We start from the raw sequence: 18,602 nt of genomic DNA, 5'->3' as shown, positions 1-18,602 counted from the left end.
ACCAGTTCAACGCGGCGCGGGCGATGACGGCGACGTTCGCCGGCACCAGTTCAGCGCGGCGCGGGCGATGAACGCGGCGGAGACGGCGATGTTCTCCAGCCGCACGCGTTCGTCGGCCGCGTGCGCCCGCCGGACGTCGCCGGGCCCGCAGACCAGGGCCGGGATCCCCTGCGCCTCATAGAAGTTGGCGTCCGATTGTGCGGCGGCGGTGACGGGCGCGGCCAACGCGTCGATGCCCGTCAGACCGTTGCGGGCGGCCAACATCTGCCGGGTGAACTCGCTGTCCGGGTCGGTGTAGGCCGGCGGCCACGTGTCGGTCCAGGTGAACTCGACCGGGTGTTCCCGCAGCCAAGGGTCAAGGTCCGACGCCGTACGGATGTGGTGCTCGATCTCCCGCCGGATCTGCTCGGACGTGTTGCCGGGCGGGAACGACAGCAGGTAGTCGATGCGCGCCCGGTCGGGGAAGAACGGGGCCGCCTCGACGCCGACGTCCGCCCGCAGCACCCCGGGATGGATGATGAACGCGCCGGGCGGGAAGGCCGGGTGGCTCTTGCTGAAGGCCCACTGCTCCTCGAGCTGGCGCATCGCCTGATAGACGTAGAACGCCTTGTCGATGGCGTTGACGCCGATCGCGTCGCCGGTGCCGCCGGCCCGGATGGCCAGGTTGCGGGCGGCCCAGTGCGCCGACTTGCCCCGGACGGTCAGCGAGAACAGGTAGTTGCCGGCGGCGACGTTGGAGACGTCCAGCACCCGCGGCTCGGGCGAGGTCGGCTCGGGCACGAGCGCGCCGTCCACCCGGAAGCCGGCCTCGAGCACGGCGGTGGTGCCGATCTCGTGGCTCATCGTCTCCTCGCCGACCACGGAGTGGATGTGCAGGTCGCCGTCGAGCGTGACCCCGGCGTCGCGCAGGGCCTTGGCGGCGAGCCACATGGCCGCGTGCCCGGCCTTCATGTCGGTGGCGCCGAGCCCGTAGAGATAGCCGTCCTCGACGACCGCCGTCCACGGGTCGTCGAAGCGGCCGCGCTGCGGGGCGACGGTGTCGATGTGCCCGTTGAGCGCGAGGGAACGGCCGCCGCCGGCGCCGGGCCGCACGGCGACCAGGTTGGGCCGGCCCTCGGCCACCTCGACCCAGTTGAGGTCGAAGCCCAGCGGGCCCAGCGCCTCGGCCAGGATCTGGTTGGCCCGGCGCTCCCCGCCCTCGTAGTCCGCGCCGTCGACGCCGGGCTGCCGCGGGTTGACGCTGCGCACGGCGACCAGGTCGACGAGCAGCTGCTGGGCGTCGGCGGCGCCGGCCGTGATCGCGGCATCGATCGCGGCCAGGGTGCCGTCCAGGTCGGTCATCGTGACTCCTTGTCGAGTGGCAGGTGCGGCCAGCCCGAGCGGTACGCACAGGTGGCGGCGGCGAAACGGGCGCCCGTGGCGAGCGCCTCGGGCAGCGCTCCGCCGCCAAGCCGGGCCGCGATGAAACCGGCGATGAAGCTGTCCCCGGCGCCGGTCGTGTCGACCACATCGGCCGGCAGGGCCTCCTGCTCATACCAGCGGCCCTCGCTGAGGCCGAGCGAGCCCTCGGCGCCGCGGGTCGCGACGACCACGCCCACTCCGGCGGCGGCCGTGCCCGCGGCGAGCTCGCGGGCGTCACCGCTCTCGCCGGCCGACAGGAACGCGACGTCGAGGTCGGTCACCCCGGCGGCGACCGCGCAGTCCTGGCTGACGGTGACCCGCCCGGCCAGCGCCTTCCGCAGCCGGGTGGCCTCGGGCAGCATGCCGATGTGGACCCAGCTCGCCCCGGCGATCCGCTCGACCTCGGCGCCGGCCGGGAAGTACTCGGCGGTGACGCCGAAGTCCTCCCGGTCGAAGGTGCGGTCGCCGTTCGCGGCCACACTGATCTCGGTGACCGCGGTGGGCCCGTCGAGCACGGTCAGGTCGCCGGTCGGGATCCCGTTGACCTCGAGCCCCGACCGGATGACCGCGGCGAGCGGGTCGGGGCCCACCGCGCCGAAGTAGCGTACGGAAATGCCGGCCCGGGCCAGCTGAACCGCCACGTTGAAGGCGTTGCCCCCGCTGTAGTCGCGCTCCTCGCCGCCCCGATAGCGGTCCACGCAGTTGTCGCCGACGACGGCCACCCAGGTGCTCATAGGGTCTGCGCTCCCGTCATGATCGCGACGGCGTCGGTCATCGAGTGGCTTTGCGGGGTGATCGTCCCGGCGCACTTGCCGAGACGCTGGATGTGGATGCGGTCGGCCACCTCGAACACCTGCGGCATGTTGTGGCTGATCAGGATGACCGCCACGCCGCGGTCGCGCAGGGTGCGGATCAGCTGGAGCACCTGGTTGGACTCGCGCACGCCGAGCGCCGCGGTCGGCTCGTCCAGCACGACCACCTTGGACCCGAAGGCCGCGGCCCGGGCCACCGCGACGGCCTGCCGCTGGCCGCCGGAAAGGTTCTCGACCGGCACGGTCACGTCCTGCAGGGTCGAGATGCCCAGCTCGGTCAGCTCGGCCCGGGCCCGCTCGCGCATGCCCTTGACGTCGAGCGAGCGGAACACCGAGCCCAGCACGCCCTTGCGCCGCACCTCGCGGCCGAGGAACAGGTTGGCCGCCACGTCGAGGGCCGGGGAGACGGCCAGCGTCTGATAGACCGTCTCCAGCCCGGCCGCCCGCGCGTCCTGCGGGCGCTTGAAGCTGACCGGCTCGCCGTTGACGAACAGCTCGCCCGACGTCGGGATCTCGGCGCCGGTCAGGCATTTGATCAGCGTGGACTTGCCGGCCCCGTTGTCGCCGATCACGGCCAGGATCTCGCCCGGCAGCAGCTGGAGCCCGACGCCGTCCAGGCCGACCACCCGCCCGTACGTCTTGACCAGGTTTTTCGCCTCGAGAACGGGGGTCATGACTTCGCCTTCCGGATCCACTGGTCGACCGCCACGGCCACGATCACGAGAACGCCGACCGTCAGGGTCTGATAGAGGACGTCGAGGCCGGCCAGGGCCAGGCCGTTGCGGAACACGCCGACGATCAGGGCGCCCAGCAGCGTGCCCCAGATGACGCCGCGGCCGCCGAACAGGCTCGTGCCGCCGATGACGACCGCCGTGATCGAGTCCAGGTTGAGGTCGAGGCCGGAGTTCGGGCTGGCCGCGTTGGTGCGCCCGATCTGGATCCATGCGGTGATCGCGATGATCGCCCCGGCCACGAGGTAGACCGAGGCCAGCACCCGGTTCACGCGGACACCCGAGAGCCGGGCGGCCTCCTTGTCGTCCCCGACGGCGTAGACGTGCCGGCCCCAGGCGGTCCGCTTCAGGACGTACGCGATGAGGACGTAGAGGGCGAGCATGATGAGCACGCCGACACTGATCTTGATGCCGAGCACCGAGAGGGTGTCGCCGGTGAAGGTGAGGGTGCTGGACAGCTGCGAGCCGCGCACCGTGTTGCCGTCGGTGTAGAGCAGCGTCAGCGCGGTGAAGATGCTCAGCGTGCCCAGCGTCACGATGAACGGCGGGAGCTTGAGGCGGGTCACGAGCAGCCCGTTCAGGGCGCCGGCAGCAATACCGGCGGCCAGGCCGAGCACGAGGGCCAGCACCGGCGGCACACCCGAGGAGGAGGCCGACTGGGCCATCACCATGGCCGCCAGGATCATGGCGGCGCCGACCGAGAGGTCGATCCCGGCGGTCAGGATGACGAGGGTCTGCGCGATCGCCAGGGTGCCGACGACGGCGACCTGCTGGGTGATCAGGGACAGGTTGGCCGGGGCCAGGAAGCGGTCGTTGAGCAGTCCGAACACGAGCACCGCGACGACGAGCACGACGGCGGGGCTGATGGCCGGATACCGGTGCAGCAGGTCGCGCACGCGGGAGAGCGGTGTCGAGCGGTCGGCGAAGGCCGAGGATAAGTCCGTCATCCAAATTCTCCAGAACTGAGCCGGGCGGGAGCGCTCGCACGCCCCCGCCCGTCAGCCGTCAGAAACAGTCCTTCAGGCCCTCGGCCGTGTCGATGCTGGTCACGCCGTCCATCGGCTCCTCGGTCACCAGGCTGACGCCGGTGCTGACGAAGTCCTTGCCCTCGTCCGACTTCGGTTCGACGCCGTTGGCCACCAGGTCGTGGATGGCCTTGACGCCCTGCTCGGCCATCTTGAGCGGGTACTGCTGGGCGGTGGCCTGCAGGATGCCGTCCTTGACGTAGTTCACGCCGTCGCAGGCGCCGTCGATCGAGACCGTGATCAGCCCGTCGGTCTTGCCCGCGGCTTTCAGCGCCTGATAACCCCCGTACGAGGCCGGCTCGTTGATGCCGTAGATGACGTTGATGTTCGGGTTCTTGCTGAGCAGCGTCTCGGTCGACGTGCGGCCGCCGTCCTCGGTGCCCTCGGTGGGCAGGTTGCCGACGATCGTGTACTTGCCGCCCTTGCCCCCGGTGTAGTTGCCGGTCTTGGCCTCGTCGCCGTTGACCTTGGGGTCCGCCACGTCGATGCCCATGCCGGTCAGGAACCCCTGGTCACGGTCGTAGTCCACGGTCAGCACCTTGTCGCCGAACAGGTCGAGCAGGGCGATCGTGGCGTCCTTGCCGTCGAGCTTCTTCGCCGTCCACTCGCCGACCAGCCGGCCCGCCTCGAAGTTGTCGGTGGCGTAGGTCGTGTCGACCAGGGAGGCCGGGTCGGGCACCGTGTCGAGGGCGATGACCTTCACGCCGGCGTCGCGCGCCTTGGCGATCGCGTCGAAGACCCCGGGCCCGTTCGGGGTGATCAGGATGCCCTGGTCACCGCGGGAGATCGCGTTCTCGATGGCCTGGATCTGGGTGTCCTCGTCGCCGTCCACCTTGCCGGCGGCGACGGTCAGGTTCACGCCGAGGTCCTGCGAGGCCTTCGTGGCGCCGTCGGCCATCTTCTTGAAGAACGAGGTGCCCTGGGTCTTGATGATCAGCGTGACCGACACCTTCTTGTCGTCGCCACCGGCGGCGGAGCCGCTGTCCGACGAGCAGGCCGCGAGGCCCAGCGTGAGAAGCGCCGCGCTGCAGGCGGCAAGGACCTTCCGATTCACCATGTGGGGGGTTCCTTATCTGGTCAGTAGTCGATGCGGCGGTAGTACCGGCGGGTGGTCAGGGGGTGGTTGCGGACCGTCGCGAGGTGCTCGCTGAAGCGCTCGAGGACGGTGGCGTGCACGACGTGGCTCACGAGGGCCCGCGTGCCGGCGCCGAGGCCGGGCATGGCGAAGTCGGCCGTGTCGAGGACGGTGAACGTGTCGGTCACGCTCGGGACGAAGCGCTCGACCCGCTCGGCCAGCTCCCGCGTGGGGCCCTCGCCCTTCAGCAGGAAGACGCTGACGCCCTTCTCGACCAGCTCCAACGTGCCGTGGAAGAAGTCCGAGGCGTGCACCGGACGCGTCCGGACCCACTGCATCTCCTCGAGGATGCAGGTGGCGAAATACCACGACTCGGTCCACGACGGGCCGGCCCCGGTGAAGATGTGGTAGCGCTCCTCGGCGAACTGCTTGGCCAGCTCGGCCGCGCGCCCCTCGAAGGCGCGCTTGGCCTCGAGCAGGTGACCCGGCAACGTCCGCAGCTCACCGACCAGCGTGGCGTAGTCGTCCCGCTCGCCGCGGTGCTGCTGGATCGACAACACGACCAGCAGCGACTGCAGGTAGAACGACTCGGACGAGGTGTCGTCGGCCGCCCGTACGGTGAAGTTGTGGTCGGCCGCCTGCGCCAGCGGTGACTCGTCGTTGCCGGTCAGCGCGATGACCGTGGCGCCCTTCTTGCGGGCCAGGTCGTTGATCGCGAGGGCTTCCTTCGTCGTGCCCGACAGCGAGGGGATGACGACGATCGACTGCGGGCCCAGGTTCTTCGAGTCCACGGCCAGCAGCTCCGCCGCGTTCTCGAGGAACGTGGGGAAGTCCGACTCGCGCTGCATCAGCTGCGCGGCCGGCTGCATGAGGACGCCCGCACCGCCGGCGCCGAGGAAGAAGAGGTTCTTGGCCCCCTCGTCGAGCAGCCGGCCGATGAGGGTGTCGATCGGCTCGGCCAGGGCGACCGCGGCCGCCTGGATGGCCACGAAGCGGTCTTCGTCGAAGTTCAGCAAAGCTCTGGCTCACTTTCGTGTTGTCCACGACTTGCTGAGTTGTCTGATGACTCGGCAAGTTGGTGAACGACAGTTTTGTGTTGTCTGACTATGCTGTCAATAGTGTGAACGACCCTGTTACCGGAGTTAACCGATAGGTAACACTCCGTGACCGACCGTGTCCCGGGAGATCCAAAACTGGGTTGTGGCAGCCTTGAAGGCATGCGGGTGCTTCTGGTCGAGGACGACGACTCGATCGCGGTGCCGCTCGTGCAGGGGCTCGCGCGCTTCGGCATCGACGCCGAGCACGTCACGACCGGCGCCGCCGCGCTGGCCGCGGCCCCGGCCGACCTGGTGCTGCTCGACCTGGGCCTGCCCGACATCGACGGCGTCGACGTCTGCTGGGAGCTCAACCGCACCCGCGACGTCCCGATCATCATGCTGACCTCGCGTCGCGCCGAGGCCGACCTGGTCCGCGGGCTCGAGGGCGGCGCCGACGACTACCTGGCCAAGCCGTTCAGCCTGCGCGAGCTGGTCGCGCGGATCCGGGCCGTCGACCGCCGCTCCCGGGCCACCCGGGCCGCCCCGCCGCCGTCCGACGCCCAGACCCTGGGTCCGCTCAGCATCGACCGGGCGACCCGGGAGGTCAGCGTCGACGGCCGGCCGGTGACGCTCGCGCCCAAGGAGTACGACCTGCTGGAGATGCTCGCCGCCCGGCCCGGCACCATGGTCCTGCGGCAGAAGCTGCTCGAGCAGATCTGGGCCACCACCGACAGCCGCAGCAAGACCCTCGACTTCCACATCGCGTCGCTGCGGCGCAAGCTGGGCCGGCCGGACTGGATCGAGACCCGCCGCGGCGTGGGGTTCCGGCTCGTCGTGACATGACCCGCCGTCTCGTCCTCACCTATCTGTCGCTCGTGCTGGCCGTCCTGATCGGACTCGCGGTGCCGCTGGGCTACCTGTATCACCGCAGCGAGCAACAGCAGGCGTTCCGGCAGCTGGAACGCGAGGCGGAGATCGTCGCCGCCTACGTCGACGCCGAGCTCAGCGAGGACGACGGCGACCAGGTCGAGGACATCGCCACCGCGGCCGCGCAGCGCTGGGGCGGGCAGGTCGAGCTCTTCGACGTCACCGGCAGGCTCACCTACAGCACGATGCCGCAGATCACCGACACGGCCGACGTCCTGCCGGCGCTCGGCGAGGGCGGCCGGATCGGTCACCGCATCAGCGACATCGGCGGCGTCCGCATGATGTCGGTGTCGGTGTCGTACCACCCCGGCAAGCCGACGTCCGGTGCCGTGCGGCTGAGCGTGCCGATGGCCCCGGTCACCGAGCAGATCCGCCGGGTCTGGGCGCTGCTGGCCGCGGTCTGCCTGCTCGTCCTGGCGGGCAGCGCCGCCGTCGCGCTGGGGCTGGCCCGCTGGATCGTCCGCCCGGTCAAGGCCCTCGAACAGGCCACCCAGCAACTCGCCGAGGACACCGGGCCGGCCGCCGTCCGGATCGCCGGCGGGCCACCGGAGCTGCGGCGGCTGACCGAGACGTTCAACCGCACCGCGCACCGCCTGCACGCCGCGCTGGCCGCGCGCGGGGCCTTCGCCGACCACGCCTCGCACCAGCTGAAGGGGCCGCTGGCCGCGCTGCGCCTGCGGCTGGAGAACCTGGAGCCGGAGCTCTCCCCGGCCGGCCTGCAGGGTCTGGAGGCCGCGCTCAGCGAGACCGAACGGCTCGACAAGCTGGTCAACTCCCTGCTCGACCTGACCATGATCGAGCGGCGGGACGAGACGCCGGTCGTCGTCGACGTGGCCGCCGAGGCCGCGGCCCGCGCGGCGATCTGGCGGCCGCTCGCCGCCGAACGCGACGTCACCATCGCCGTCGACGCCGCCGGGCCCCTGCGGGCGAGCGCGATGCCGGGCGCCATCGAGCAGATCCTCGACAACCTCGTCTCCAACGCGCTCAACGCCGCGCCCGCGGGCAGCACCGTCCGGCTGACCGCGGCCCGTACGGGGGAAGGTTTGGTCGCGCTGCACGTCGTCGACGCCGGGCCGGGCCTGCCGGACGATCAGCGGGAGAAGGCGCTCGAGCCCTTCTGGCGCGCTCCCGGGGCACCCCGCGGCGGCACCGGCCTCGGCCTCGCCCTGGTGGTCAAGCTGGCCCGGGCCGGCGGCGGCGACGTCCGGCTAGACGCCGCCACGCCCACCGGCCTCGACGCCGTCGTCACCTTCCCCGCTTGAGGCCGGCACCGCCTCGGCGGCCTTACGCAGCCGGACCTGGGTAATCGCGCGCCCGGTGACCTGGGTGATCTCGGCCCGATAGACATCGAGCGTGACGACCTCGCCGGGCGCGGTCGGGATGTGCCCGAGCCGCGACAGCACCAGACCCGCGACCGTCGTGTAGTCGCCGTCCTGCAGGTGCTCCACGTCGACGCCGATGTCGGGCAGGTCGTGGATCGGGAAGATGCCGGGCAGCAGCATCGCGCCGTCGTCCTCGTGCACCACCGACTGCACGTCCCGGTCGGTCTCGTCGTAGATCTCGCCGACGACCTCCTCGACCAGGTCCTCCATGGTGACGATGCCGTCGATGGCGCCGCGCTCGTCGACCACCAGGGCCAGCTGCTGCCGCTGGGTGCGCATCTGCAGCATGGCGTCGGAGACCTTGAGCGTCTCGGGCAGGAACAGCGCCGCGTACTTGTGCTCCCCCACCGTCCCGGTCGCGTCCACCAGATCCCGCAGGTGCACCACGCCCAGCACATCGTCGAGCCCGGCCGGGCCGACCACCGGCGCGCGGGAGTGACCGCCCGCGACCAGCTTGCCGAGCGCCTCCCGTACGGGTGTGTCGGCCGGCAGCGCCAGCACCTCGCGCCGCGGCACCAGGATCTCCCGCAGGATACGGTCGGCGATCTCGAAGGCGCCGGCGATGATCGTGCGCTGCTCGGCCGAGAACTCCTGCTGCGCCTGGACCATGTCGCGGATCTCCTCGGGGCTGACCTCCTCGCGGCCGGCGTCCGGGTTGTTGCCCGTCAGCCGCACGACGACGTCGGTCGTGCGGCCCAGCAGCCACACCGCCGGGCGCGAGAAGCTGGACAGCACGTCGAGCGGCCGGGCCACCACCAGCGCCCACGCCTCCGCGCGCTGCATGGCGATGCGCTTGGGGGCGAGCTCGCCGATCACCAGGGTGAAGAACGTCAGCACGATCGTGACCAGGACGATCGAGGCCGGCTCGGCCGCGCCGCCGAGGAAGCCGAGCGGCTCGACCAGCGGCTGCGCCAGCGAGACGGCGGCCGACGCCGACGCCAGGAAGCCGGCCAGCGTGATGCCGATCTGGATCGTGGCCAGGAACCGGTTGGGGTCACGGGCCAGCCGGGCCAGGGTGCGCCCGCTCCGGCTCTCGCGCTCGAGGCGCTGCAGCTGGCTCTCCCGCAGCGACACCAGCGCCATCTCGCTGCCCGCGAAGATCGCGTTCAGCAGCACCAGCACCACCACAAGTACGATCTGCCATCCAAAACCGCTCACTGCGGTAACTCAACTCCTCGCTTTGTGAATTGTTTCTCGCCGACCCGGAATACTACTTGAGGTTTGGACTTCCCCCCGCTTCGGGAAATGGGTCGGCAACCCCGCACTGAGGAGCTGAAGTGGAAGTAACCGGTATTATCACCGCGATCGTCATCGGCCTGATCATCGGCGCCCTGGGCCGCCTGGTCGTGCCCGGCAAGCAGAACATCCCGATCTGGCTGACCATCGTCGTCGGCGTGCTCGCGGCCATCGTCGGCACGTTCATCGCCGCAGCTCTGGGCGTCGACGACACCAGCGGCATCGACTGGATCGAGCTGCTGATCCAGGTCGCGCTGGCCGCCGTGGGCGTCAGCCTGGTGGCCGGTCTCTACGGGCGCCGCCGCTGACCGGCCCACTCTCCGCAAGGCCCCGCCGGCACCGTCGCCGGCGGGGCCTTCGCCATTCCCGGCAATTGCTGGAAGTCACCTTGGAAAAGGGAAAGGAGAAGTAAAGGAGAAGGCGAGAAAAAGGTGAGAAGAAGACCTCCGTTCACTCTGGAGGGCGGAACTCACAGCGCGCTTTCAGCCGGGTTCATTACTTTCCTGCCCGATCGCGAAAATCGAGCCATCGGGAGTGGTGACGTGGTCTTCAAGAAAATGCTGGGCGCGCTCGGGGTCGGCGGCGTGAGCGTCGACACGGTGCTCCAGAGCCCCGACGGCACCCCGGGAGCGGCCCTGACCGGCCGGGTGGAGCTGGTCGGGGGCGGCAGCGACGCCGCCATCGAGCACATCACGCTGAGCCTGGTGACCCGGATGGAGGCCGGCAGCGGGCCCGGCGAGCGCACCGCCACCGGCGAGTTCCACCGGCTGGTGGTCAGCGGGCCCCTGCGCCTGGCCGCGAACGAACGCCGGGCGTTGCCGTTCCAGCTGGTGCTGCCGTGGGAGACGCCGATCACGACGGTGTACGGGCAGGCCCTGCACGGCATGGTGATGGGCGTACGGACCGAGGTGGCGATCGCCCGCGCGGTGGACAAGGGCGACCTCGACGCCGTCCGGGTGCACCCGCTGCCCGTGCAGCAGCGCATCCTCGACGCGTTCGCGCAGCTCGGCTTTGTGTTCAAGAGCGCCGACCTGGAGCACGGGCGGATCAACGGCGTGGCCCAGACGCTGCCGTTCCATCAGGAGATCGAGTACTACCCGGCCCAGCAGTACGCGCGCCTCGTACGGGAGGTCGAGCTCACCTTCGTCACCAGCCCGCACGCGGTCGAGGTGGTGCTGGAGTTCGACAAGCGCGGCGGCATGTACGGCGGCGGCCACGACTCGTACGGGCGCTACACCGTGGCCCACACCGACGCCGACACCGTCGACTGGGCGCAGCAGGTGGACGGGTGGGTCCGCCAGGCGCTCGAACACCGCCAGGCGGCGCCCGGCTTCGGCGCCCAGCCCGGCTTCGGGGCTCAGCCCGGCTTTGGTGGCCAGCCCGGCTATCCCCAGCCCGGATACGGTGGCCAGCCCGGCTATGGCGGTCAGCCTGGATATTCCGGACATTCCGGGCGGCGAGGTCCGGGCATGGGCGGGGTGGCCGCCGGCGTCGTCGGCGGTCTGGCCGCGGGTTACCTGGCCGGCGAGGTCATGGACGAGATCTTCGAGGACGACGACGCCGGGGACGCCGAGGAGTAGCCGCCTTTTCCGGACCGGGGCCCGCCGGTCGACAGCCTGGTCGGGAAGGCAACGTCGACGCCGGCCGGGGGTGAGCCGTGCACGGGCGTGGGAGGCGCCTGCCGCTTGCCGTTGCGCTGCTCGCCTCCGTGCTCGGCCGCGCGCGGGAACCGACCGCGGCCGCGAGATGACGTGCGGGCTGCGGACCGACGGTTCGCTGCGATGCCGCTACACGAGCTTCGCCATCGTCCCCTGGCCGTTGCGCGCGTCCATACCTAGAACTACTATGCCTCGTACTTCTAGGTATGGAGGGCCGCGCATGCGGGTGACCAAGGATCTGGTGGCCGCCTCGGCGACACCGATCGTGCTCGGCATCCTCGCCGAGGGCGAGAGCTACGGGTATGCCATCCTGCGCCGGATCAGTGATCTGTCCGGCGGCGAGCTGGACTGGACCGAGGGCTTCCTCTATCCCCTGCTGCACCGGCTGGAGCGGCTCGGCCACGTCGAGGCGAGCTGGCAGTCGGTGCCCGGGGAACGCCGCCGCAAGTACTACCGGATCACCCGGCAGGGCCGGGCCGAGCTGGCCGACCAGCAACGTCAATGGCGCACCGTCGTCGAGGCGCTGCACCAGGTCTGGCCGCCGTTCATCGCCTTGGAGGGCAACGCGTGACCGTCACCAACGGCAACGACGAGCTTGAGGCTCAGTTCGCCCAGTGGCGCGCGTACGTGCGGCGCCGCCCCGAGCTGGTCGAGTCGGACGCCGACGAGCTGGAGGATCACCTGCGCGACTCGGTCGACACGCTCGTGGAACGGGGGCTGGCCCCCGACGAGGCGTTCCTGATCGCGGTCAAGCGGATGGGCGGGCTCGACGACCTGTCCCGCGAGTTCGCCCGCGAGCATTCCGAACGGCTGTGGAAGCAGCTGGTGTTCACCGGTGACCCCGGACGGGACAGCACTTCTCGCCGCGACGTCGTCGCCATGCTCGTGTGCGCGTTCGGCGCCGCCGTCTCGATCAAGATCCCTGCGCTTTTCGGCCTGAGTTACGACGACGACGGCTCGTTCTACGCCCCCAACCTGGCCCTGTTCGCGCTGCCCTGGCTGGCCGCGTTCCTGGTGTGGCGGCGACGGCCCGGCGCCGGCGTGATCGGGGCCCTGGTGGCCCTGTTCGCGGTCGGTGTGGCCGGGGCCAACGCCTATCCGGTGGACAGCGACTCCCAGTCCGCGACCCTGATCATGACGCACCTGCCGATCGCCCTGTGGCTGGTGGTCGGGCTGGCCTACGTCTCCGACGACCTGCGCTCGGCCCGCCGCCGGATGGACTTCATCCGTTTCACCGGCGAATGGTTCGTCTATCTCGTGTTGATGGGTCTCGGCGGCGGGGTCCTCATTGCCTTCCTGTACGGCATCTTCGACGCGATCGGCGTCGAGCCGGACACTGTGATCGGCAACTGGGTGGTGCCGTGCGGTTTCGTGGCCGCGACGGTCGTCGCCGGCTGGCTCGTGGAGGTCAAGCAGGGGGTCATCGAGAACATCGCGCCGGTGCTGACCCGCCTGTTCACCCCGCTGTTCACCGTGGCGCTGCTGGCCTTCCTCGTCACCGTCGGCTGGAACGGCCGGGGCATCGAGATCGACCGCGAGACGCTGGTGATGTTCGACCTGCTGCTCGCGGTGGTGCTGGGCCTGCTGCTGTATTCGCTGTCGGCCCGCGACCCGCAGGCCCCGCCCGGCCCGTTCGACGTGCTGCAGCTCGGCCTCGTGGTGAGCGCGCTGGTGATCGACGCGCTGGTGCTCTACACGATGACCGGCCGCATCGCCGAATACGGCACCACGCCCAACAACGTGGCCGCGCTCGGCGAGAACATCGTGCTGCTGGTCAATCTGGCCTGGTCGGCGTGGCTGCTGCTGCGGTTCGTCCGCCGGCGCGGCGGGTTCGCCTCGATCGAGCGCTGGCAGACCAACTACCTTCCCGCGTACGCGGTCTGGTTCTGGACTGTGGTGCTGGTCCTGCCCCCGCTGTTCAGCTTCCGCTGAGCACCGGCTGGGCGATCTCGGTCTCCCACGTCGCGGGGTCGGGCCGCTCCCCCGGATCGGTCAGGTATGTCTCCCACGGCGCACCGGCCGCGGTCAGCCCCTTGTCCCGCATCCATTTCTCGATCTCCTGATAGGACTCGGGCAGGCCGTCGTACGGCCCCCGGTGGATCGCCACCACGGCCTGCCCGGCGGGAATGACGATCGCCTCGATCCCCTCCCCCGGCGCGGCCGGCGGCGGCCCGGCGATGGTGATGCCGCCCTCGATGACCAGCGAGCCCATGCCCACCTCGGGATAGCGGGCGAACGGCGGCCCCGCGATGGCCAGCCCCTCCCGCTGGGCGTACTCGAAGACCTTGGGCAGGCTCGCGGACAACGCGGCGGCGATCTCGTCCCGCGTGATCCGGTTCCGCACCACCAGGGCATGGATGACAGGCGTTTCCCGGAGGGAGATCTCGAGCGGCACGACGACTTTCCTCTCGTTGAGGCTGATCCGGTAAAGACTGAGGCACGGCGCCGCCGACCCCACGGTGCGGGCGTGCGTGGCCGCCACCTTGCGACCGGCGACGTGCAGACCGCGGGCCCGGTAACGCAGCGGACTGCGACCGAGGTGGCGCTTGAAGGTGCGGCTGAAGACCTCATGACTGGCGAACCCGTGGTCGGCCGCGATCACCGAGACCCGCCGGCCGCCGGCCACCACGTCGCCCGCGGCCCGCGCGATCCGCACCCGGGTCGTGTACGCCTTCGGCGTCTCCCCCACGAGCCGCCCGAACCGCCGATGCAGATCGAACCGCGACCGGTGCGCCAGCTTGGCCAGCACCGACAGCGACACATCTTCGCCCAGCCGCGCGTTGACCGTAGCCAGCAGCCGAAGCATCTCCCCCACACCGGACGACACCCTCGGACCGTACCGGTTGGCGGCCATCACAACTTGACGCTTCTTGCGCCGTCGGCGATCCGATCGGCCTCGAACAGGTCGTTCCTTATGACGCGCAATCCGGATGGAACCTCTTCGAGGTGCTCGACGCCGTCCTGCAGCGCCCGCCGCCAGAGGCGCTACGCCACTGGCGGCACGCAGTTACGCAGTCGACTCGGGACCTGCAGAAGCGAACGCGCGCACGCTTGAAGAAGGAAGAGGAGGAAAGGCAGACGCGAGCCCCCGACACGCGAGGGCAAGGAGCAAGGGGCAAGGGGCAAGGGGCAAGGGCCCTGAGCCCAACAGATAGCCCCCAAGGCGAAGCCAAAGACCCAAGCCGCGGGTGGCGAAGCCACTTCCAGCCCACCCACCATCAAAGGGCGGGAGCGGCAGAGGGGGTGCGGGTGGCGAAGCCCCCGCTTTGGCGCGACGAAGTCGCGCCGGAAGGAACGAGGCGGCAAGGCCTGCGCATTATGCAGGCACACTGCCGCCCCCGACTCGTGGGCGATACTGGGATCGAACCAGTGACCTCTCCGGTGTGAACGGAGCGCTCTCCCGCTGAGCTAATCGCCCTCAACGCGTCATGACTGTACTAGATGTGACCCCCGGGCGGCGAACAGGGGGTCAGGACAGCCAGTCGCGTCCTTTTTCGATCAGGTCGATGCCGAAGCTCAGGCGGAACGTGGTGTAGACGACCGCGCTCACGAACAGGAACGTGGCCAGGCCGACGAGGCCTTTCACGGGCCATGACTGGCGGCCGATCCAGTGCGTCCACGCGAGCACGTGTTTTTTCGTGAACTCGAGCAGGTGTTTGGCCCACGCGAATTCGATGGCCCAGATCGCGAGGCCGGCGATCACGATGGCCCAGCCGGGGCCGGGGAGCGGGATCGCCACGATGCCGACGGCGACGACGATGGCGCCGAGGACTGCGACGGAGATTTTCAGGGCGAGCCGTCCGGTGGGGTTGGCTCGGATCTTCTCCAGCACACCCGTCGGGGCCCGGTCTTGGTCGGGTTTCGTAGTCATTTCATCCCCCAGTGTTCCGGAGCCCCGTCACCACCCGGGAGAAATGGACGTTACCGGAGTAAGTCAACTGCTGGACCACCCGACGCCGGGCGGAACCGAGTACTTGGGGCAGAACAGTACAAGATATCGCTTTTTGTCTTGTGCGAAAGGGTTTTCGGAACCGTCTTCCCACTACTGGGTGAGATCAGCGTATGGCGGAGCGTAACGACAGGGATCACCTGAGTATGGGAAACGCGGGGTTCACCAGCCTCGCAGCGGTGCCGGGGGGAGTTCGTCCATGAGTACCATTCGTCCAACGACCGTCGAGGTCGAGACCTCGCTGCGGCTCGTAGCGCCTGACGCCACGGCTCTGCCCGTGCGCGCCAGTCTGCGCTACGACCCAGCCGACCCTTATGCGGTCCACGTGTTGTTCCACGCAGAATCAGCCGGTGGGGAAGCCGTGAGCTGGTCCTTTGCGCGGGAACTGCTCGTGACCGGGCTCGATGAGCCTGCGGGTATCGGGGACGTCCGGGTGTGGCCGTGGGCCACGCCGCGGGGCGACTTCGTGGCCCTCGCGTTGTCGTCGCCTGACGGCAACGCACTGTTCGAGGTGCCTCGCAGCGTCCTTGTCCGATTCCTCCGTCGCACCTATGTGGTGGTGCCGCGCGGCCGAGAATCCGAACATCTGGACGTCGACGCGGCGGTGAATCGGTTGCTGGCGGGCCGATAGCGCGGGAAATGCGACAGGCGACCCGTACGGACACTGCCGGTCCGTACGGGTCGCCTTTTGCATAAACCGCCCGATATATAAATAACCAGACATTCGGCGCAGAAATGGCGTCCGATGAGGCGTAAAGACGACAGCCGGGGCCCGGACGCGTTTTGCCTCGTGCATCGCTGGTCAACGCCGGTTACCGTCGTGGCGCGATGTCCAGCACAGCAGCGCGGCAGCAGACCGCGATCACGTTCCGGCCGCCCGGGTGGGCGGGCGTCGGCACCTGCGCGCTGGACGCCACTTCCGCCCAGCCGCCGGTCCGCCTGCCGTATCACGTGCTGGTGCTGGCCACGGCCGGGCACGGCACGGTCGAGGTCGACTTCTTCGGGCACGCGTGCCGGCCCGGCACCCTGCTCTGGATCCGCCCCGGCCAGGCCCTGCGCGTCGGGCGCAACGGGCTGATCGCCGCCGTGGTCACGTTCGAGCCCGCGCTCCTGAAGGACGACGTTCCGCCGCAGAACCGCTGGCAGCTGCGCGGCGAGGACGAGGACGCGGTGATCAGCGAGTTCACCCAGCTCGCGGTCGATCACGAGCGGCACGCGCCGAGCTCGATCGCCGCCGACCTGCTGCGTCACCAGCTGCACGTGCTGCTGTTGCGGCTGGCCCTGCTCAGCTCGGACGCGCCGCCCGGCCCCGAGAGCCGCACCTACTCCCGGTTCCGGGGCCTGCTCGAGGCCGGCCACCCGCACAGCCGCCGCGTCGAGGATTACGCGGAGGAGCTCGGGTGCTCCGTGCGTACGCTCACCCGGGCTTGTCTTTCCGTCACGGGCCGCACGGCCAAGCAGGTTGTCGACGACCGGGTCTCGCTGGAGGCCCGCCGCCTGCTCGCGTGCACGCCCCTGTCGGTCGCCGAGGTCGGCCGTCACCTGGGTTTTCCCGAGCCGACCAACTTCGGCCGCTTCTTCCATCGCGAGGTCGGCATGAGCCCCGGCCAGTTCCGCGCGGAGGCCTCGGCCGAGCCCCGCGGCGTCATTCCCGCACAGCGACGATCATCTGACTGAGCGTAATTCCCATAAAACCGTGGGGTATGTGCGAGTCGGTGGCGCCGAAGGGGCATGATGGATGCGTGCAGATCTCCGCGCGCGGCGACTACGCGGTCCGGGCCGCCCTGAGCTTGGCTAGGGCTTACCCGGCATTGATGTCCGCCCAAGCCATCGCCCAGGATCAGGAAATGCCCCGCAAGTTCCTCGAGGCGGTGCTGGCCGACCTGCGCCGCGCCGGCGTCGTGCGAGCCCAGCGTGGCGCCGAGGGTGGCTACACATTGTCACAGTCGCCCCGCGACGTGACGATCGGTCAGATCCTGCGCGCGGTCGACGGGCCGCTGGCCGGGGTGCGCGGCCTCCGTCCGGAGGAGACTCGCTACACCGGCGCCGCGGAAAACCTGCCCAATCTCTGGGTCGCCGTGCGGGCCGCGGTGCGCGAGGTGGTCGACGAGGTCAACCTGGCCGAGCTGATCAGCGGCCGCATGCCGGCGCACGTCCGCAAGCTGACTACCCGCCCCGACGCGTGGCAACCGCGCTGACGTTTGCCGATTTACGCGATGGGGAATCGAACGCCCATCCGACAAACCTTGGAGGGACGTACCGATGGGCCTCGTTTTCCGCAAGCGTAAGAAGATCGGCCCGTTGATCCTGAACTTCACCGAGAACGGCTATTCCTCGTGGAGTCTCAAGATCGGCCGCTGGTCCTGGAACTCACGCGCCAAGGCGCACCGCGTCGACCTGCCCGGCCCGTTCAGCTGGAAGCAGGACAAGAGCCGCTCCTAATGGCCGTTCCTAATAAGAGATGACGACGTCCCCGCCGAGCCGCCCGTGTGACGGCTCGCGGGTGACAGTCCCCGCGTCGACCAGCGTGTGCAGCACCCGTGTGGCGTCGGCGGCTCGATACACCGTCTCGGTCAGGGCAAAGGTCCGCAATTCGGTCACCGTACGAGATCCCGTACGCTCCAAATAGGCCAGCATCTCGCGGCGGAGCGGCCCGGGGTGCGGGGTCAGCGAGATGTCGATCAGGTGCCGGTCCGGGTCACCCGGGTCGCGATAGCGGACGCCGGCGAACTCGTCGACCGACCACAGGGCCTCCTTGAAGCCCTCGAGGCTCTTCCCGGCCGTCGCGCCGAAGACCAGCAGCTCACCCGGTTCGTCCGAGACGGCCAGCTCGACCTGGGTGAACAGGGGCCACCCCGTACGGTAGGGATCGGTTTTGGTCTCAGGCGGCAGAACCAGCAGCATCTCGGCCGGCTTGCCCGCGGTCAGCGCGGCCACGGTGGCGGGCGCGGGAGCGTCACCCGCGTCCAGGAACCCCAGCAGGGGTACGCGTTGGGCCCCGATCGCCTTGAGGCCCACGGGCAGCGTTTTGTCCGTTCCACCGGGAATTGTGTGCACGGCCAGCCCGGCCCCCGCGCCCGACTGCTCGGCGATCGCCGACAGCCGCGCGCCGGCCTCCCCCAGCTCGTCGCCGATGGCCAGCATCGTGAGCTCGCGACCCCGTACGAGGTCGGACTGCTCGGCCAGAACCCGCATCGCCGCCTCGGCCGTCGCGCCCGCGGAGGCATGGACGTAAATCACACGCCGGGCACGGTGCAGGGCGGCCGGAGCCCAGGCCTCGAGATAGCGGACCAGGAGTTCCTGCTTGATCTGGGTGATCGCGTCGTAGGACATATGCGAGTTCTACAGTGTCCGACCAGCGAAGTGATC

General features: G+C 69.9%; 20 protein-coding genes and 1 tRNA gene. 10 read left to right on the top strand and 11 right to left on the bottom strand.

Annotation, left to right across the window (positions count from 1 at the left end; all coding sequences use genetic code 11):
• Positions 1–6 precede the first annotated feature (6 nt).
• From JKJ07_RS07880 to JKJ07_RS07855, 6 genes are read right to left on the bottom strand one after another with little or no spacing between them, the layout of a single operon-like run.
• Positions 7–1,341 carry a M20/M25/M40 family metallo-hydrolase gene (locus JKJ07_RS07880; RefSeq protein ID WP_202990557.1) on the bottom strand — a complete coding sequence of 445 codons (1,335 nt, stop codon included), beginning with the start codon at positions 1,339–1,341 and terminating at the stop codon, positions 7–9.
• Positions 1,338–2,135 (bottom strand): PfkB family carbohydrate kinase, encoded by a 798-nt coding sequence (locus JKJ07_RS07875; RefSeq protein ID WP_202990556.1) that lies wholly within the window; start codon positions 2,133–2,135, stop codon positions 1,338–1,340. The genes JKJ07_RS07880 and JKJ07_RS07875 overlap by 4 nt, the downstream gene beginning before the upstream one ends.
• The gene (locus tag JKJ07_RS07870) at positions 2,132–2,887 is read right to left on the bottom strand and encodes an ATP-binding cassette domain-containing protein (RefSeq protein WP_202990555.1); all 756 of its coding nucleotides are present in this window, start codon (positions 2,885–2,887) and stop codon (positions 2,132–2,134) included. Before JKJ07_RS07870 ends, JKJ07_RS07875 begins: the two co-directional genes overlap by 4 nt.
• Entirely contained in the window at positions 2,884–3,891 is a 1,008-nt protein-coding gene (locus tag JKJ07_RS07865) for an ABC transporter permease (protein ID WP_202990554.1), read from the bottom strand. Before JKJ07_RS07865 ends, JKJ07_RS07870 begins: the two co-directional genes overlap by 4 nt.
• 58 nt (positions 3,892–3,949) lie before the next feature.
• The gene (locus JKJ07_RS07860) at positions 3,950–5,026 is read right to left on the bottom strand and encodes a substrate-binding domain-containing protein (RefSeq protein ID WP_202990553.1); all 1,077 of its coding nucleotides are present in this window, start codon (positions 5,024–5,026) and stop codon (positions 3,950–3,952) included.
• A 20-nt stretch (positions 5,027–5,046) separates the two neighbouring features.
• A complete protein-coding gene (locus JKJ07_RS07855; protein ID WP_202990552.1) occupies positions 5,047–6,060 on the bottom strand; it encodes an SIS domain-containing protein in 1,014 nt (337 codons plus the stop codon).
• A 201-nt stretch (positions 6,061–6,261) separates the two neighbouring features.
• Between JKJ07_RS07855 and JKJ07_RS07850 the strand changes: the two genes are divergently transcribed.
• The gene (locus JKJ07_RS07850; protein ID WP_202990551.1) at positions 6,262–6,924 is read left to right on the top strand and encodes a response regulator transcription factor; all 663 of its coding nucleotides are present in this window, start codon (positions 6,262–6,264) and stop codon (positions 6,922–6,924) included.
• Entirely contained in the window at positions 6,921–8,270 is a 1,350-nt protein-coding gene (locus tag JKJ07_RS07845; RefSeq protein ID WP_202990550.1) for a sensor histidine kinase, read from the top strand. The genes JKJ07_RS07850 and JKJ07_RS07845 overlap by 4 nt, the downstream gene beginning before the upstream one ends.
• Here the strand turns inward: JKJ07_RS07845 and JKJ07_RS07840 are convergent.
• The gene (locus JKJ07_RS07840; protein WP_202990549.1) at positions 8,217–9,548 is read right to left on the bottom strand and encodes a hemolysin family protein; all 1,332 of its coding nucleotides are present in this window, start codon (positions 9,546–9,548) and stop codon (positions 8,217–8,219) included. The genes JKJ07_RS07845 and JKJ07_RS07840 overlap by 54 nt on opposite strands.
• Before the next feature lie 119 nt (positions 9,549–9,667).
• Here JKJ07_RS07840 and JKJ07_RS07835 point away from each other — a divergent pair, with 119 nt between their 5' ends.
• The 4 genes from JKJ07_RS07835 (at position 9,668) to JKJ07_RS07820 (ending at position 13,216) form a co-directional block, all read left to right on the top strand.
• Positions 9,668–9,934, top strand: coding sequence for a GlsB/YeaQ/YmgE family stress response membrane protein (locus JKJ07_RS07835; protein ID WP_202990548.1), 267 nt, complete (start codon positions 9,668–9,670; stop codon positions 9,932–9,934).
• A 234-nt stretch (positions 9,935–10,168) separates the two neighbouring features.
• Positions 10,169–11,206 carry a sporulation protein gene (locus JKJ07_RS07830; protein ID WP_202990547.1) on the top strand — a complete coding sequence of 346 codons (1,038 nt, stop codon included), beginning with the start codon at positions 10,169–10,171 and terminating at the stop codon, positions 11,204–11,206.
• A gap of 298 nt (positions 11,207–11,504) precedes the next feature.
• Positions 11,505–11,855 (top strand): PadR family transcriptional regulator, encoded by a 351-nt coding sequence (locus JKJ07_RS07825; RefSeq protein ID WP_202990546.1) that lies wholly within the window; start codon positions 11,505–11,507, stop codon positions 11,853–11,855.
• Positions 11,852–13,216, top strand: a complete 1,365-nt coding sequence (locus tag JKJ07_RS07820; RefSeq protein ID WP_202990545.1) for a permease prefix domain 1-containing protein — start codon at positions 11,852–11,854, stop codon at positions 13,214–13,216. Before JKJ07_RS07825 ends, JKJ07_RS07820 begins: the two co-directional genes overlap by 4 nt.
• On the opposite strand, the gene JKJ07_RS07815 is transcribed toward JKJ07_RS07820, so the two are convergent.
• From JKJ07_RS07815 to JKJ07_RS07805, 3 genes are all read right to left on the bottom strand, one after another.
• Positions 13,203–14,111 carry a helix-turn-helix domain-containing protein gene (locus JKJ07_RS07815; RefSeq protein WP_202990544.1) on the bottom strand — a complete coding sequence of 303 codons (909 nt, stop codon included), beginning with the start codon at positions 14,109–14,111 and terminating at the stop codon, positions 13,203–13,205. The two genes, JKJ07_RS07820 and JKJ07_RS07815, sit on opposite strands and share 14 nt — an antisense overlap.
• Positions 14,112–14,630: 519 nt before the next feature.
• A tRNA-Val gene (locus JKJ07_RS07810) sits at positions 14,631–14,702 on the bottom strand.
• Between the two features lie 51 nt (positions 14,703–14,753).
• Positions 14,754–15,155, bottom strand: a complete 402-nt coding sequence (locus tag JKJ07_RS07805) for a TIGR02611 family protein (protein WP_202990543.1) — start codon at positions 15,153–15,155, stop codon at positions 14,754–14,756.
• A gap of 277 nt (positions 15,156–15,432) precedes the next feature.
• Here JKJ07_RS07805 and JKJ07_RS07800 point away from each other — a divergent pair, with 277 nt between their 5' ends.
• From JKJ07_RS07800 to JKJ07_RS07785, 4 genes are all read left to right on the top strand, one after another.
• Positions 15,433–15,864 carry an SsgA family sporulation/cell division regulator gene (locus tag JKJ07_RS07800; RefSeq protein WP_020514863.1) on the top strand — a complete coding sequence of 144 codons (432 nt, stop codon included), beginning with the start codon at positions 15,433–15,435 and terminating at the stop codon, positions 15,862–15,864.
• A gap of 197 nt (positions 15,865–16,061) precedes the next feature.
• Positions 16,062–16,910 carry a helix-turn-helix transcriptional regulator gene (locus JKJ07_RS07795; RefSeq protein WP_202990542.1) on the top strand — a complete coding sequence of 283 codons (849 nt, stop codon included), beginning with the start codon at positions 16,062–16,064 and terminating at the stop codon, positions 16,908–16,910.
• Between the two features lie 65 nt (positions 16,911–16,975).
• Positions 16,976–17,431: an RrF2 family transcriptional regulator gene (locus tag JKJ07_RS07790; protein ID WP_184956002.1), complete on the top strand. Its 456-nt coding sequence runs from the start codon at positions 16,976–16,978 to the stop codon at positions 17,429–17,431.
• A 64-nt stretch (positions 17,432–17,495) separates the two neighbouring features.
• On the top strand, positions 17,496–17,675 hold the full coding sequence (locus JKJ07_RS07785) for a DUF4236 domain-containing protein (RefSeq protein WP_202990541.1): 180 nt from the start codon (positions 17,496–17,498) through the stop codon (positions 17,673–17,675).
• Between the two features lie 9 nt (positions 17,676–17,684).
• Here the strand turns inward: JKJ07_RS07785 and JKJ07_RS07780 are convergent, their stop codons facing one another.
• Positions 17,685–18,566, bottom strand: coding sequence for a hypothetical protein (locus JKJ07_RS07780; RefSeq protein WP_202990540.1), 882 nt, complete (start codon positions 18,564–18,566; stop codon positions 17,685–17,687).
• Between the last annotated feature and the right edge of the window lie 36 nt (positions 18,567–18,602).

Origin of the sequence: Paractinoplanes lichenicola, from assembly GCF_016785085.1 — a bacterium.
Classification (GTDB): domain Bacteria; phylum Actinomycetota; class Actinomycetes; order Mycobacteriales; family Micromonosporaceae; genus Actinoplanes; species Actinoplanes lichenicola.
Note: the sequence above shows the minus strand (reverse complement) of the source record. Positions and strands in the feature narration are given on the sequence as shown.